The sequence below is a fragment of the Arthrobacter sp. NQ4 genome (genome assembly GCF_029077345.1).
Lineage (GTDB): Bacteria > Actinomycetota > Actinomycetes > Actinomycetales > Micrococcaceae > Arthrobacter.
The window spans coordinates 243966-258803 of sequence record NZ_JARETC010000004.1 but is presented as its reverse complement, the minus strand read 5'-3'; the positions used below and the strand labels follow the sequence as shown (position 1 = coordinate 258803).

Genomic DNA, 14838 nt, shown 5'->3' with positions numbered 1-14838 from the left:
GCCCAGGTGGTACCCGAGCGCACAAGGTAGAGGTTTGCGGCCATTGGACCTGCACCGGAGGTCATCAACAGCACGCCGGAAGCAATCTCCCGCGGTTCGGTTACACGCGTCATCAGTCTTTTACACCACCGGGTGGCGAATCAGCGTTCGCAGCTTGTCAGGTGCGCTGCGGCGGGGATCGCCGAGGTAGATTTCGTGGTGCCTGCCGCGGACCTTCAGCCCGGCCTCCACCACCGCTGCGTCGAGGCGGGCGATTGTGGCGCCTTCGTCGGCGTAAGGACCGACATGGAGGGTCTGGGCGCAGCGGCCCTCTTCCCAACGCTCGAACTGGAGCAGGTCCAGTGCCGGAAGTTCCTTGGCCCGGGACTCCTCCCTGGCCCGCTCCAGCATGGCTTCGTCGATTGGTTCGGGCTGAACCATCATGGCCTGCCATCGCCATGATTCCCGGTCGACTCCTGAAAGGCCGCCGAAGCCTGCTGTTACGGGCTCGTCGGGGTCAGCGTCCCCAGGCTCGTCGAACCACCACAGTGCTTCCAGCGGCATTACTTTCGTGGCCAAACCAGCCCGCTTCTTGAGCCCGAAGTGCGCGGCGTAGCTGATGGTAAAGAGCGCCTGGACTGCTTCCGCGAATGCAGGTCCGTCGGGGTCCCCCTGGCCCCGGACCATGGCGAAGAGCAGCAAAGGAACGTCAACGAAATCGACGGATCCCTTCCGCCCCTTGTAGAGGACTGCGATGTCCTCGCGAAGATCGCTCACCGCCCCTGGACTCACCTCGCCTGGATTCTCCTTGACGTCGCCATGCACCCAGTTTTTCGCCGCCCTTGCCAACCCAACAGGGCCTAACGGCCTTTCTAGCCGTCAGCCCCGGGCAGGCGCACCTCCACGAGTTCCCCGGTCACCCGCGTTTCGAAAAGTGGCTGCCGCGAAGTTGCCGGGCCGGCTTTCACTTCACCGGTGCGCAGAGAGAATGTGCTCCGGTGCCAGGGGCAGACGACGCACGGGTCGCCGTCGTGGTCCTTGATCTTGCCCTCGTGAAGCGGACCGGAGAGGTGGCTGCAGACGTCGGAGAGTACGTTGACCGTTCCGCCCTCACGGTGTACCAGCAACGGGATGCCGGCCACTTCGCGCTTGTGCAGGCCGCCCTCGGGCAGCTCCGCCAACGGCGCCAACGGCTGCCAGCCGGACGGGAAGCGGTGCGGGATTTCCTCGCTGTGGTTCACGCCCGCAGCCTGGCGGTACGAAAGGTGGCCGCCCAGGAAGCCGCCGGCGCTGACGGTGGCCAGTCCAAGATATGCAAGCACCTTGCCGCTTCCCTGGCTGCCAGTTGACCGCTGCACCAGCGACGCGATGTAGAGGCCTGTCGCGGTGACGTTGGCTGCGGCGTGCACCAGGCCCACCCTCTGCTGCTGCGGATGAAGCTGGGACCAATCGGTGAATCCGGCCAGCGCAGACGGAATCACGCTGGCAGTGCCCACCCCTATAAGCAGCCGGGCAGCTTTTTCTCCGCCCGGGACCGCGTCGAGTACTCCTGCGGAGAGCCAGGCACCGATGGGCACCTGGACAGCAAGGGGATGCACCGGGTGGCCGATGGGAACGCCGTGGAGGACATCACGGGCCCAGCGCGGTTTGATGACCTTCAGGACGATTTTCCGGACGCTCTTGGCCAGTGGGTCAAGCCACTCGGCATCCTCGAAACGGGTGACAAGCTCAAGTGCGGGCAACGGTTTCATGTGTCCTCCCTTACCCCGATTACCGCAATCCACTCGCCGCTGAATACCCGTCCTGGGAAGGAGGTATTTCGCTTTTGGCGGCAGCTACCGAAGCGGGGACCCCAGCACCGTGAACCGGTGGCCTCCCATTTCACCGGACAGCAGCGGCTTCGCCTCGGCGATCGCGGCCTGCGTGCTGTCCAACTGCAGCGATGCCTGGTGCGCTTCGGCAGACTCCCAGAGTTCCGAGACGAACACAGTGTCCGGCATATCGGCATTAATTCCCACCTCATACAGCAGGCACCCGGCTTCCTTCATCCCGGGTTTCGGCCGGAGCAGGATGGCCACCAGGGCATCGCGCTGGCCGGGCTTGGTTCCCAGCATTCCCACATTCGCAAAAGTCATAGGGACAGTCTGCCGCCTGCGGCGAACGCCGGAAAGGAGCACAAAGGCCAGCCCCGGCACAAGCGGCGCCCAGCTCCAAGCAGGGTGCGGTTGCCCCTAGCGCAGCTGCGCAGAGGGGAGGATATTTTTAAACACCGGATCAGCGAACAGAAGGATCCGGAGTCGAAGCCACCCCCACTGCGGGGCGCGCTGTTTGAAACGGGACGGGCAGGCTCCTGCCACCACAACGGTTTATTGAAAATGTGCTCAATTCCGGCGGCTTAAGGCTGCCCGCAAAGGTGAATCGCATCCTTTGAGGAGCAACAAGATATGTCCAACACTCGAATTAAGAGGCCAACCCGGGCAAGGCTGGCCATGGTTCCGGTCCTCTCACTGGGCCTGTTCGGAGGTTTCCTCGCGTTGGCCGCACCCGCCAACGCGGAAACAAGCCGCAACGGCTGTACCGTCGACCCAAAGGATCCCAAGGATCTCCGGGGCAACAAGGTCGATTTCAGGATCAAAGTGGACTGCAACGGCGAAAGGACCGTCGAGATCCGCCAGTTGCGCTACGAAGACGACCCCGGTCCGCGCAGCAGTGACGACTTCCTCGGCCGCACAGTCTTCACCGAGCAGTTTGATCGCCACGACGGCGCGAGGACCCTTTCCAGCATTGACCGTGTGCCTAACCTCGACCGCAGGGGCGCAGAAGAGGTCTACCAGCTGGTCTCGTTCCGCGTGCAGAACCACGGCGGACACTGGTCCGACTGGACCCCATGGGAGAAGAGCGCCGTAGTGGAAGTCCACCGCGACGGGAAGTAGAACTCTTCTTCCCCTTAGCGGGGAGCCAGGGGCAGCGTCCCTGGCTCCTCCCCGTTACGATCTGTCCGTTTCAGTCTGCGGCGCCCAGGTTTCCGGCATGGACGACGGCGCCACTCGCCGTCGTATCTTCCTTCAGCATCCAGCCCACCCGCTTGACCGTCCGCAGCATCACCGCGCTCTCCACAATGTCGATGCCGGGCACCTTCTGCTGCAGCGCCAGTTCAGCGGACATGACGTCTGCCAGCGTGTGCAGCCACATGATGATCACGAAGTTGGTGGGTCCGGTGGTGGAGGCGCTCAGCCGCACGTTGCTGATGGTGCGGATCTCTGCTGCGGCTGCCTCGTGCTGGCCGGCCGGTACGTTCACGAACCATTGGCAGGTCACCGGGAACGACGAGTAGCGCTGCGCGATTTCGCAGCGGAACGACAGGATGCCGCTGGCCAGCACGCGGTTCAGCTGGCGCTGCACGGTGGCGGGATGGCGGCCAAGGGCGCGGGCAATCTGCGCAGCTGTGGCACGGCCATCCCGGGCCAGGAACGGCAGCAGGTCAAGGTGGCTTTGCGGAAGCTGCCCGGCCACCTGCGCCGGCTCCGGGCGTGCCTGCGGTGCGAGGGTCCGCAGGGTGGCCAGCTGCGAACGGCTCAGGACATTCAACCGCCAGTCGTCGCCGCTGCTGTGCAGCCGTGTGCACAGGGCCACCTGGTACTTGGTCAGCCCGTCGATGGTTTTCAGCTGCGAGACCACACGGTCGCTGAATTCCTCCAGCGACCGGGTAATGACAGTCAGCATCAGGTCCCGGTTGCTGGCCGCCTCCTCCACCGTCACGATCTCCGGCACAGCGGCCAGCTGCGCCGTGACGCTGTCCCGCCGGTTCATTTCGCAGTCAACGGCCACATACGCCAGGAGCATCTGCTTGGGGTCACCCGCCAGGTGCGCCGTCGTCCACGCAGCGCCCTGCGAGGCCAGCCTGTCCCAGCGGGCGGCGAGGGTAGTCGCATGGACGTCCAGCACCTTGGCGGCGTCAGCCCAGCCAAGCCTCGGCGCAGCCTGCAGCACTTGGATCAGGGCAAGGTCATCCTCGCTGAGCTCCACCCACGCCTCCTTCACCTTGCATGAATCCTGACGCCATCAGGCACTTGCAGAATAATTCCAGCGCTTTCCTTGATTGTGAACCACGCCACTTCAGAATAGTCCCCAAGCCCTGATGCCCATGCCAAGGAGTAACACGTGACCATAACCGCCGACGCCAAGGACCTGCAGGATGACCTGGTCCGCCTGCGCCACGACCTGCACCGGCAGCCGGAAATCGGGCTCCACCTTCCGCGCACCCAGGAGAAGGTTTTGGAGGCGCTGGACGGCCTCCCCTTCGAGATCACCCTGGGCAAGGAGACGACGTCGGTCACCGCAGTCCTGCGTGGCGGCAACTCTGATCCCGCCGGGCAGCGTCCCGCGGTCCTCCTCCGTGCAGACATGGACGGGCTGCCCGTCCAGGAGAAGACCGGGGTCCACTTCACATCCCAGGCTGACGGCGCCATGCACGCCTGCGGCCACGACCTGCACACCTCCATGCTCGCCGGAGCCGCCACCCTCCTGGCCGAGAAGAGGCACCAACTCCAGGGCGACGTCGTCCTCATGTTCCAGCCTGGCGAGGAAGGCTGCGACGGGGCCAGCTACATGATCCGGGAGGGCGTCCTGGACGCCGCTGGTCCACGCGTCCAGGCAGCGTACGGCATGCACGTGTTTTCCTCGCTGGAGCCGCACGGCACCTTTTGCACCAAGCCCGGCGTCATGCTCAGCGCGTCGGACGGCCTGGAAGTCACGGTGCTCGGCGCCGGCGGCCATGGTTCGGCACCGCATTCCGCGAAGGATCCGGTCACCGTGGCAGCAGAAATGGTGACAGCCCTGCAGGTCATGGTCACCCGCCAGTTCAACATGTTCGATCCCGTAGTCCTGTCCGTGGGCGTGCTGCACGCGGGGACCAAGCGGAACATCATCCCGGAATCTGCGCGCATCGAAGCAACCATCCGGACCTTCTCGGAAGCATCCCGCCTGAAGATGATGGACGCCGTGCCACGCCTGCTCAAGGGGATCGCCGCCGCACACGGAGTGGAGGTCGCCGTCGACTACCTGCAGGAATACCCGCTCACCATCACCAACGAAGACGAAACACACACCGCCGAAAAAGTGATCACCGAGCTTTTCGGCGAGCGCCGCCTCTCGCGCTGGGCCACCCCGCTCAGCGGCTCGGAGGACTTCTCCCGCGTGCTGGCCGAGGTACCCGGCACGTTTGTGGGCCTCAGCGCCGTGTCCCCCGGGGGCGACCCCGACGCGTCGCCGTTCAACCACTCCCCGTATGCCACGTTCGATGACGCGGTGCTCGCGGACGGCGCCGCACTCTACGCGGAACTCGCCATTTCGCGGCTGGCCACGCTCTCGCGGACCGCCTAAGTTTCCCCTCCCGTCCCCGGCAGCAGCGCCGCTGCCCTTTCCCGCAGACCAACCGACCAGGAAGAAGACCATGTCCGTTGCAGTAACCAAGCCCCAGACTGGACGCATGTCCACCGCCAAGACCATCGTCGGCACCGGCATCGGCAATGCCGTTGAGTGGTACGACTGGGCCATCTACGCCACGTTTACTCCCTTCATCGCCAGCCAGCTGTTCAGCAAGGAGGACCCGGCGTCGGCGGTGCTGTCCACCCTGGCGATCTTTGCGGTCGGCTTCGTAGCCCGGCCCTTCGGCGGCTTCCTCTTCGGCTGGATCGGCGACCGGGTGGGCCGGAAGACCTCGATGACTTTCGCCGTCGGCCTCGCCTCGCTGGGCAGCCTGCTGATCGGCATCGCCCCCACGTTCGCCAGCGTCGGTGCTTTCGCTTCGCTCATGCTGCTGGTGGCCCGCCTGGTGCAGGGCCTGGCACACGGCGGCGAGCTGCCGTCCTCGCAGACGTACCTGTCCGAGATGGCCCCCAAGGAACACCGCGGCTTCTGGGCCACCCTCATCTACACCTCAGGGACCGTGGGCATCCTCTTCGGAACGCTGCTGGGCGCCGTCCTGAACATGGCGCTGAGCACCGAGGCGATGAATGCCTGGGGCTGGCGGATCCCGTTCCTGATCGGTGCCGCCATGGGCCTGTACGCGCTGATCATGCGGTCACGCCTGCACGAGACCGAGGCATTCAAGGACGAGGCCGTCACCGCCAAGCGCGCTCCCATCTGGCCGCAGATTGTCCGCTACCGCAAGCAGGCCATGCAGGTCATCGGCCTGACCGTGGGCCTGACGGTGATCTACTACATCTGGGGCGTGGTGGCGCCAAGCTACGCCACCACCGCGCTGAAGATCGACCGCGGCGAGGCACTGTGGGCGGGCGTGATCGCCAACATCGTCTTCATCGCCGCCCTGCCCGTATGGGGAAAGCTCTCGGACCGCATCGGCCGCAAGAAGGTCCTGTGGGCCGGCGCAATCGGCTCCGCGGTGCTGCACTTCCCCATGACCTGGCTGCTGAAGGACTCCGCCTGGCAGCTGGCCGTGAGCATGTCCGTGATGCTGGTCTTCGTGGCTGCGAGCGCCGCCATTGTTCCGGCCGTGTACGCCGAGCTGTTCCCCACCTCCATCCGCACGGTGGGCGTGGGCGTGCCCTACTCCATCTGCGTGGCGGTGTTCGGCGGCACCGCCCCCTACCTGCAGCAGTGGCTGGGCTCGTCCCTTGGGGCGCCGCAGGCGTTCAACATCTACGCAGTGCTGCTCCTGGCGGTCAGCGCAGCGTTCGTGTTCACGATTCCTGAAACCAAGGGCAAGGACCTGACCCACTAGTCCCCGGCTTTACTGCAAACATCCCCGGCGCGGTTTTCCGTGCCGGGGATGTTTGGCGTTTCCAGGGTTTCGCGGCGGCCAGGTTGGATGGCGGCCAGGGTGGATGGCAGCCGGGCTGGATGGCAGGTTGGATGCGGCCCGGCTACGCGGCAGTGGGAAGCACCAGGAGGTAGCCGGCGGCCAGGCCGCTGCTCCAGCGCCGCGGCTCGCGGACTACGAACTGCGTGGCCAACTGCTCCGGCGTCAGCAGGGCATTGGGCGCCGGCGACGGGCCCCACTGGCCACTGCCGTAGGGGTAGAGCGGATCGAGGACGCGGATGCCGGTCACTGAAAAATCGGGGAACTGGCGCGGATCGCCCACCGATTCGAATCCGCTCATCACCCAGGCGTGGCGGCCACTCCACATCACCAGGCCCACCGGCCTGCCCGTCTCCGTGATGGCACGCGCCGCCGTCCGCACCGCTTCTTCATAGCCCGGAACGCTCACGACGGCGTACGGCCCCATCCCCGCTTCCGTCAGCACCTGCGCCCAGCCGAAGGGATTGGCGCCGTTGAACGAGTCCGAAGAGTGGGCGCGGGCCGTCTCCCACAGTTCGTTCTGCTGCGCGCGGTCAGCCCAGGTGCCGCCGCCGGTGTCGTCAATCAGGTTGTGCGCCATCTGGATGCTCGCGGCCACGCACCAGTCGAAGGTGTACTGCGGAACGAAGTCCCCCTCCCGGTACAGGTTGAGGGCAAACGGCTGGGGCACCGGGGCGGGAGCGGGAGCACTGGCGGGGGCGGGAGCGGGAGTGGCGGCCGGGATCGGCGCCTGCGGCGGAGCGAGGGCGACGTCGGCCGCATCCGGCGCGGAGCTTGCCGAACCGGACGCCGGGGTGGGCACCGTCGCGATCGCCCAAGGTGACGGGGCCGCGGATCCAGACACGGCTTGCCCCGCGCCCACCCCGGGCGTGCAGCCGGCAAGGAAGGCCATCACGGCGATGAGCCAGGCCAGAAGCCGGAGGCGGGCAGCGGTCATGATCGCTCCAGTCCATTTCACGTCGGGCGGACGTACCTGCTACCAGTCTCCCGCCCGCGCCTCCCCTTGACTACCCCACCCCACCTTCCCTACACTTTTCATAAAGCAGAATCTAAATTCCACAAAGCGGAAACGGTGAAGATGCCGGCAGCAAGGGAAGATAGATCAAAGCCCCTCCTCGGAAGGACCTACGATGACGTACACAGTGAACTGCTCCATCCTCCTCACGGAGCTTCCCCTGCTCGAACGCCCCGCCGCCGCCAAGGCCGCAGGCTTCGACGCCGTTGAGTTCTGGTGGCCCTTCGAAACCTCGGTCCCGGCGGACAGCGAGATCACCGCGTTCGAGAACGCCATCACGGACGCCGGGGTGCAGCTCACGGGCCTGAACTTCAACGCCGGCAACATGCCCGGCGGTGATCGCGGCCTGGTGTCCTGGAAGGGACGGTGCTCCGAGTTCAAGGACAACATCGACGTCGTGGCCGGCATCGGCGGGCGCCTGGGCTGCAAGGCCTTCAACGCCCTCTACGGCAACCGGCAGGACGAATTCACCCCCGAAGAGCAGGATGAACTCGCCGTCAAGAACCTGGCGGCAGCGGCCGAAGGCGTAGCCCGCATCGGCGGCACCGTCCTCCTCGAACCCGTAAGCGGCGCACCCAAATACCCGCTCCTCACCGCCGACGACGCACTCCAGGTCATCGCCCGCGTCAAGGAGGAAGCCGGCGTCGGGAACATCAAGCTCCTCGCCGACTTCTACCACCTGGCAGTCAACGGCGACGACGTCCAGGCAGTCATCGAAAACCATGCCAAGGAGTTCGGCCACATCCAGATCGCCGACAACCCCAGCCGCGGCGCCCCCGGCACCGGCACCCTCCCGCTCGGCGAATGGATCGCCCGCAGCCGCGAACTCGGTTACGAGGGCTACATCGGCCTCGAGTACAAGGAACCGCAGGAAACGGCCTTCAGCTGGGCCATCCGCGAGCACGCCAGCAACTAGTACCCACACAGACTTTCAGGAAAGAGAACCATCATGAGCAAAGTTGCAGTCATCGGACTCGGAATCATGGGCCTGCCCATGGCCATCAACCTGGTCAAGGCCGGCCACACCGTCACCGGATTCAACCGCAGCCAGGACAAGATCGACAAGCTGGTCTCCGAGGGCGGCCAGGGCGCCTCGAGCATCGCGGACGCCGTCAAGGACGCCGACGTCGTCATCACCATGGTGCCGGACTCCCCCGACGTTGAGGGCGTGGTCAGCGGCAAGGACGGCGTCTTCGCCAACGCGAAGCAGGGCGCGCTGTGGATCGACGCCTCCAGCATCCGCCCGGACGTGGCCAAGCGCCTGTCCGACGAAGCCCGCGAAGCAGGCATCCGCCCCCTCGACGCCCCTGTCTCCGGCGGCGAACAGGGCGCCATCGACGCCGTCCTGTCCATCATGGTGGGCGGCGACAAGGCAGACTTCGACGACGCCCAGGACGTCCTGAACGCGGTCGGCAAAACCATCGTCCACGTCGGCCCCTCCGGCTCCGGCCAGACCGTCAAAGCGGCCAACCAGCTGATCGTGGCCGTCAACATTGAAGTCCTCGGCGAGGCCATCGCCTTCCTTGAGGCTTACGGCGTGGACACCGACGCCGCCCTCAAGGTCCTCGGCGGCGGCCTGGCCGGCTCCAAGGTCCTGGACCAGAAGGGCCAGAAGATGCTGGACCGCAACTTCGACCCCGGCTTCCGGCTCGCCCTGCACCACAAGGACCTGGGCATCGTCACCGCGGCCGCCCGCGAAGCGAACGTCGCCATCCCCCTCGGCGCAGTCGCCGCCCAGCTCGTCGCCGCCACCGTCAACCAGGGTGACGGCGCACTGGACCACTCCGGACTCTTCAAGCAGGTCCTGCAGCTCAGCGGCAGGAAGTAGCCACTCCCGGCGCAGCCGGGACAAAAGCGCGGAACAAGCACCTCAGCAGGGAACCCGCCGTCGTACACGAAACGACGGCGGTCCCTCCAGCACACCCAAAAACAGACTTTCAAGCTTTCAAGGAGCACCCCATGAGCAAGATGCGTACCGTTGATGCAGCGGTGGCCATCCTGGAAAAGGAAGGCGCCATCGAGGCGTTCGGCCTGCCAGGCGCCGCCATCAACCCCTTCTACTCCGCAATGCGCGCCCACGGCGGCATCCGCCACACCCTGGCCCGCCACGTTGAAGGTGCCAGCCACATGGCCGATGGCTTCAGCCGCGCCAAGGACGGCAACATCGGCATCTGCATCGGCACCTCCGGCCCCGCCGGCACCGACATGATCACCGGCCTGTACGCCGCCTGGGCAGACTCCATCCCCATGCTCTGCATCACCGGCCAGGCCCCCGTGGCCAAGCTGCACAAGGAGGACTTCCAGGCCGTGGACATCGAGTCCATTGCCAAGCCCGTCACCAAGATGGCCATGACCATCCTGGAACCGGGCCAGGTTCCCGGCGCCTTCCAGAAGGCCTTCCAGCTGATGCGCTCCGGCCGCCCCGGCCCGGTGCTGCTGGACCTGCCCATCGACGTGCAGATGGCAGAAATCGAATTCGACATCGACACCTACGAGCCACTCCCCGTTGAGAAGCCCAAGGCCTCCCGCAAGCAGCTGGAAAAGGCCCTGGACATGCTGCTCGCCGCCAAGCACCCGCTGATCGTGGCCGGCGGCGGCATCATCAACGCCGGCGCATCCGCGCAGCTGGTGGAGCTGGCCGAAACCCTGAACGTTCCGGTCATTCCCACCCTGATGGGCTGGGGCACCATCCCTGATGACCACCAGCTCATGGCCGGCATGGTGGGCCTGCAGACCAGCCACCGCTACGGCAACGAGAACTACCTGCGGAGCGACTTCGTGATCGGCATCGGCAACCGCTGGGCCAACCGCCACACCGGCGGCCTGGAAACCTACACGGCAGGCCGCAAGTTCGTGCACATCGACATCGAGCCCACCCAGATCGGCCGCGTTTTCTCACCGGACCTGGGCATCGCGTCCGACGCCGGCGCGGCGCTGGCCGGGCTGGTTGAGCTCGCCAAGGAGCGGGCAGCGGCAGGGTCCCTGCCGGACTACAGCGCCTGGGTTGCCGAGTGCCAGGACCGGAAGGCCTCCCTGCACCGCAAGACGCACTTCGAGAACATCCCCATCAAGCCGCAGCGCGTGTACGAGGAGATGAACAAGTCCTTCGGCCGCGACACCACCTACGTGTCCACCATCGGCCTGTCCCAGATCGCCGGCGCGCAGATGCTGCACGTCTTCGGCCCGCGCAAGTGGATCAACGCCGGCCAGGCAGGCCCCCTGGGCTGGACCGCCCCGGCCGCCCTCGGCGTCGCCCGCTCCAACCCGGACCAGACCGTGGTGGCCCTCTCCGGCGACTACGACTTCCAGTTCATGATCGAGGAACTGGCCGTGGGCGCGCAGTTCAACCTGCCCTACATCCACGTGGTGGTGAACAACTCGTACCTGGGCCTGATCCGGCAGTCGCAGCGCGGCTTCAACATGGAACAGAACGTGTCCCTGGCGTTCGAAAACATCAACAGCTCCCACCTGTCCGAGGACACCCGCGGCTACGGCGTGGACCACCTGAAGGTGGCCGAGGGCCTGGGCTGCAAGGCCGTCCGCGTGGAGGACCCCAGCGACCTCGCTGCCGCGTTCGACAAGGCCAAGGCCCTGATGGGTGAGTTCCGGGTTCCCGTGGTGGTGGAGGTGATCCTGGAGAAGGTCACCAACATCTCCATGGGCGTGGAAATCAACGCCGTGAACGAGTTCGAGGAACTGGCGGAATCCGCCGCCGACGCTCCCACCGCCATCCCGGCACTGCAGGCCTAACCATGCGCATCGTGATCGCCCCGGACAAGTTCAAGGGATCGCTGTCAGCCCCGGAGGTGTGCAGCCACCTGGAAAAGGGCCTGCAGCGCGGGGCCGGCGGCAACCTTGACGTGGTCCGGATTCCGGTGGCCGACGGCGGCGAGGGCACCCTCGACGCCGCCGTCGGCTCCGGTTTCACCCGCCGCACGGCAACGGTCGCCGGGCCAACCGGACAGCCGGTGGAAGCCGAGTTCGCCGTCCGGGGCCACGAAGCCGTCATCGAAATGGCCACAGCCTCCGGGCTGGCGCTGGTCCCCCGGGTAAAGGACGGCGGCCGCCCCAGCCCGGCGCATGCCACCACGGCCAGCAGCCTGGGCACCGGGCAGCTCATCCGGGCTGCGCTGGACGCCGGCTGCCGGCGGATCATGCTGGGCGTTGGCGGCAGTGCCAATACCGACGGCGGCGCAGGACTCCTGCAGGGGCTCGGCGCCAGGCTCCTGGACAACCGGAACAACGAACTTCCCCCCGGCGGGGCTGCGCTGGCCAACCTGCACAGCATCGACTTCACCCACTTTGAACCCCGCCTGGTGGACACCCGCTTCGTGCTGGCATCCGACGTCGACAACCCCCTGCTCGGCGCCCAGGGCGCCGCGGCGGTGTTCGGCCCGCAAAAGGGTGCCACACCACAAGACGTCGGCATGCTCGACGCCGCCCTGGCCAGGTTTGTCGAAGTCCTGGCCAGGGAAATCGGATTCCGCGCCGTCAAGGCCGCCGAGGCTCCCGGGGCCGGGGCAGCCGGCGGCGTGGGCTACGCCGCCATCGCAGCCCTGGCCGCAACGCGGCGGCCGGGAATCGACGTCGTCCTCGAATTCACCGAACTGGCCGAAAGGCTGGCCGGCGCCGACCTGGTGATTACCGGCGAAGGCAGCCTGGACGAACAAAGCCTGCTCGGCAAGACCCCCATGGGTGTTGCCAGGGCCGCAGCAGCGCAGGGGGTCCCCGTCATCGCCGTCTGCGGCCGGACCACCCTGGACCAGGACCAGGCAGTGGCTGCCGGGTTCGAGGATGTCTACGCTTTGACGGCGCTCGAAACCGATGTAAACAGGTGCATAGCAGAGGCAGGACCGCTGCTGGAGCAGCTGGGCACCCAGATCAGCAAGCAGCTGGCGGCCGGACGGCCTGCCGGCGCTGCAAGTACCAAGGAGGACCTCCGTGTCTGAAGAACGTTTTGACCTGGTCATCCGGGGCCAGCGCATCCTCACCACCGCCGGTATCGCCCCGCGCGAAGTGGGCGTCCGCGGCGGCAAGATCGTGGCCATCGAGCCGCTGGGCAACGGCCTGGCCGGTACCGAGATCGTCGAACTGGCCGACGACGAAACCCTGCTGCCCGGCCTGGTGGACACCCACGTCCACGTCAACGAGCCCGGCCGCACCGAGTGGGAGGGCTTCGCCTCCGCCACCCGTGCAGCCGCGGCCGGCGGGGTGACCACCATCATCGACATGCCGCTGAACTCCGTCCCGCCCACCACTACGGTGGAGAACCTCAAGCTCAAGCGCGAGGTAGCCGAGGACCAGGCCTTCATCGACGTCGGGTTCTGGGGCGGCGCCATCCCCGGCAACAAGGCAGACCTGCGTCCCCTGCACGACGAAGGCGTCTTCGGCTTCAAGTGCTTCCTCCTGCACTCCGGCGTGGACGAGTTCCCGCACCTGGACGCGGATGAGATGGAAGAGGACATGGCCGAGCTGAAGTCCTTCGACTCGCTCATGATCGTCCACGCCGAGGACTCGCACGCCATCGACCGCGCACCCCACCCCGGCGGCGACCACTACGAAACGTTCCTGGCCTCCCGCCCCCGTGGCGCCGAGAACAAAGCCATCGCCGAGGTCATCGAACGCGCCCGCTGGACCGGTGCCCGTGCGCACATCCTGCACCTGTCGTCGTCGGACGCCCTGCCCATGATTGCCAGCGCCAAGCGCGACGGCGTCAAGCTCACCGTGGAGACGTGCCCGCACTACCTGACGCTGATGGCGGAGGAAATCCCGGACGGTGCCACCGCCTACAAGTGCTGCCCGCCCATCCGGGAAGCCTCCAACCGCGAGCTGCTGTGGCAGGGCCTGCAGGACGGCACCATCGACTGCATCGTCTCGGACCACTCCCCCTCCACCCTGGACCTCAAGGACCTGGAAAACGGCGACTTTGCCGTGGCCTGGGGCGGCGTCTCGTCACTGCAGCTGGGCCTGTCCCTGATCTGGAGCGAAGCCCGGCACCGCGGCATCCCGCTGGAACAGGTGGTGTCCTGGATGGCGGAGAAGCCCGCCAACCTGGCCCGCCTCACCAACAAGGGACAGCTGGCTTTGGGCTACGACGCCGATTTCGCGGTGTTCGCCCCTGACGAGGCGTTCGTGGTGGACGTGTCCAAGCTCAAGCACAAGAACCCCATCACGCCATACGACGGCAAGGCCCTGTCCGGCGTGGTCCGCAAGACCTTCCTCCGCGGCGCCGTAGTGGACGGCCAGACCCCCACGGGCAAGCTGATCCGCCGCGGCGGCGTATAAGGGCCCGCCATGGCAGTGGAAGCACACCATCCGCGGGCGGCGGTTCCGCATCCGGTTCCGCACCGGGTTCCGCCCAGGCGCGCCACCGCCCACGGGCTGGCCGTCTGGGTGGTTCCGGCCGAAGGGACCAGCCCGGATATCCTGCGCCACGCCGCCCAAATGGTCCTTGCCAGGGCCCTCGAAACTGCTCCGGAGGCGGAAGTCCATTGGCCTGCCGCCGGAGCCCCCACGTCCGGGGTCTCCGCCAATGCGGAAGGAGCCGCAGCCGACTCCTCTCGCGTTCCTTCCATGGCGGAGAACCCCGGCGCAACCGCGGCCGACGGCGGCACCCGCCTGCCGCCGTCGGTCGGCCCCGTCAGCAGGGTCGCCGTGGACCTCGCCGCCGACTCCGTCCTGCTGGACGGCAGGCCGGTGGCGCTGACCGGCGTCGAATACAAGGTGCTGCGCTACCTGGTGACGCACCTGTCCCGCACGGTAGGCCGCGAAGAGCTGCAGGAGTTCCTGGAATCGTTGGATTTTCCCGGAGCCACCGCACGTTCCATCGACGTCTACGTGGGCAGGATCCGCAAGAAACTGGGCAATGCCCGCCATGCCGTGGCCACTGTCCGCGGCGGCGGCTACCAGTTTATGCCGGGCCCGCACGCAGCCGTTCGGGGTCCGGCGGAATACTGCATATGACGCGCTGGTTTGTATCAGTAAGCGGTGACCCGCTTCACTTGATGTTTGGCCATCACTGACC

13 protein-coding genes and 1 pseudogene are annotated in these 14838 nt (G+C 66.7%); 9 read left to right on the top strand and 5 right to left on the bottom strand.

Features of this window, described 5'->3' with window-relative positions:
- Nucleotides 1–120: 120 nt before the first annotated feature.
- From PUN51_RS09745 to PUN51_RS09735, 3 genes are all read right to left on the bottom strand, one after another.
- A complete protein-coding gene (locus PUN51_RS09745) occupies nt 121–756 on the bottom strand; it encodes a GyrI-like domain-containing protein (RefSeq protein ID WP_275180748.1) in 636 nt (211 codons plus the stop codon).
- Between the two features lie 95 nt (nt 757–851).
- Entirely contained in the window at nt 852–1730 is an 879-nt protein-coding gene (locus PUN51_RS09740; RefSeq protein ID WP_275180747.1) for a Rieske 2Fe-2S domain-containing protein, read from the bottom strand.
- Between the two features lie 84 nt (nt 1731–1814).
- Entirely contained in the window at nt 1815–2114 is a 300-nt protein-coding gene (locus PUN51_RS09735; RefSeq protein WP_159630366.1) for a putative quinol monooxygenase, read from the bottom strand.
- 309 nt (nt 2115–2423) lie between these two features.
- Between PUN51_RS09735 and PUN51_RS09730 the strand changes: the two genes are divergently transcribed.
- Nucleotides 2424–2912 (top strand): hypothetical protein, encoded by a 489-nt coding sequence (locus tag PUN51_RS09730; RefSeq protein ID WP_275180746.1) that lies wholly within the window; start codon nt 2424–2426, stop codon nt 2910–2912.
- Nucleotides 2913–2982: 70 nt separating this feature from the next.
- On the opposite strand, the gene PUN51_RS09725 is transcribed toward PUN51_RS09730, so the two are convergent.
- On the bottom strand, nt 2983–4005 hold the full coding sequence (locus PUN51_RS09725; RefSeq protein ID WP_224023214.1) for an Lrp/AsnC family transcriptional regulator: 1023 nt from the start codon (nt 4003–4005) through the stop codon (nt 2983–2985).
- A 135-nt stretch (nt 4006–4140) separates the two neighbouring features.
- Between PUN51_RS09725 and PUN51_RS09720 the strand changes: the two genes are divergently transcribed.
- Both PUN51_RS09720 and PUN51_RS09715 read left to right on the top strand, forming a co-directional pair.
- Complete coding sequence (locus tag PUN51_RS09720; RefSeq protein WP_224023216.1) at nt 4141–5361, top strand: M20 metallopeptidase family protein; 1221 nt, start codon at nt 4141–4143, stop codon at nt 5359–5361.
- A 70-nt stretch (nt 5362–5431) separates the two neighbouring features.
- A complete protein-coding gene (locus tag PUN51_RS09715) occupies nt 5432–6721 on the top strand; it encodes an MFS transporter (RefSeq protein ID WP_275180745.1) in 1290 nt (429 codons plus the stop codon).
- A 142-nt stretch (nt 6722–6863) separates the two neighbouring features.
- On the opposite strand, the gene PUN51_RS09710 is transcribed toward PUN51_RS09715, so the two are convergent.
- A complete protein-coding gene (locus PUN51_RS09710; RefSeq protein ID WP_275180744.1) occupies nt 6864–7736 on the bottom strand; it encodes a hypothetical protein in 873 nt (290 codons plus the stop codon).
- Between the two features lie 193 nt (nt 7737–7929).
- Here PUN51_RS09710 and PUN51_RS09705 point away from each other — a divergent pair, with 193 nt between their 5' ends.
- From PUN51_RS09705 to PUN51_RS09680, 6 genes and pseudogenes are all read left to right on the top strand, one after another.
- Nucleotides 7930–8730, top strand: a complete 801-nt coding sequence (locus PUN51_RS09705) for a hydroxypyruvate isomerase family protein (protein ID WP_275180743.1) — start codon at nt 7930–7932, stop codon at nt 8728–8730.
- A gap of 21 nt (nt 8731–8751) precedes the next feature.
- Nucleotides 8752–9642: pseudogene (locus tag PUN51_RS09700) on the top strand (2-hydroxy-3-oxopropionate reductase); the annotation flags it as partial.
- Between the two features lie 131 nt (nt 9643–9773).
- Entirely contained in the window at nt 9774–11564 is a 1791-nt protein-coding gene (gene gcl / locus PUN51_RS09695; protein WP_275180742.1) for a glyoxylate carboligase, read from the top strand.
- Nucleotides 11565–11566: 2 nt separating this feature from the next.
- On the top strand, nt 11567–12763 hold the full coding sequence (locus PUN51_RS09690; RefSeq protein WP_275180741.1) for a glycerate kinase: 1197 nt from the start codon (nt 11567–11569) through the stop codon (nt 12761–12763).
- Nucleotides 12756–14099, top strand: a complete 1344-nt coding sequence (allB, locus tag PUN51_RS09685; protein WP_275180740.1) for an allantoinase AllB — start codon at nt 12756–12758, stop codon at nt 14097–14099. Before PUN51_RS09690 ends, allB begins: the two co-directional genes overlap by 8 nt.
- Before the next feature lie 9 nt (nt 14100–14108).
- Nucleotides 14109–14777: a winged helix-turn-helix domain-containing protein gene (locus tag PUN51_RS09680; protein WP_275180739.1), complete on the top strand. Its 669-nt coding sequence runs from the start codon at nt 14109–14111 to the stop codon at nt 14775–14777.
- Nucleotides 14778–14838 lie beyond the last annotated feature (61 nt).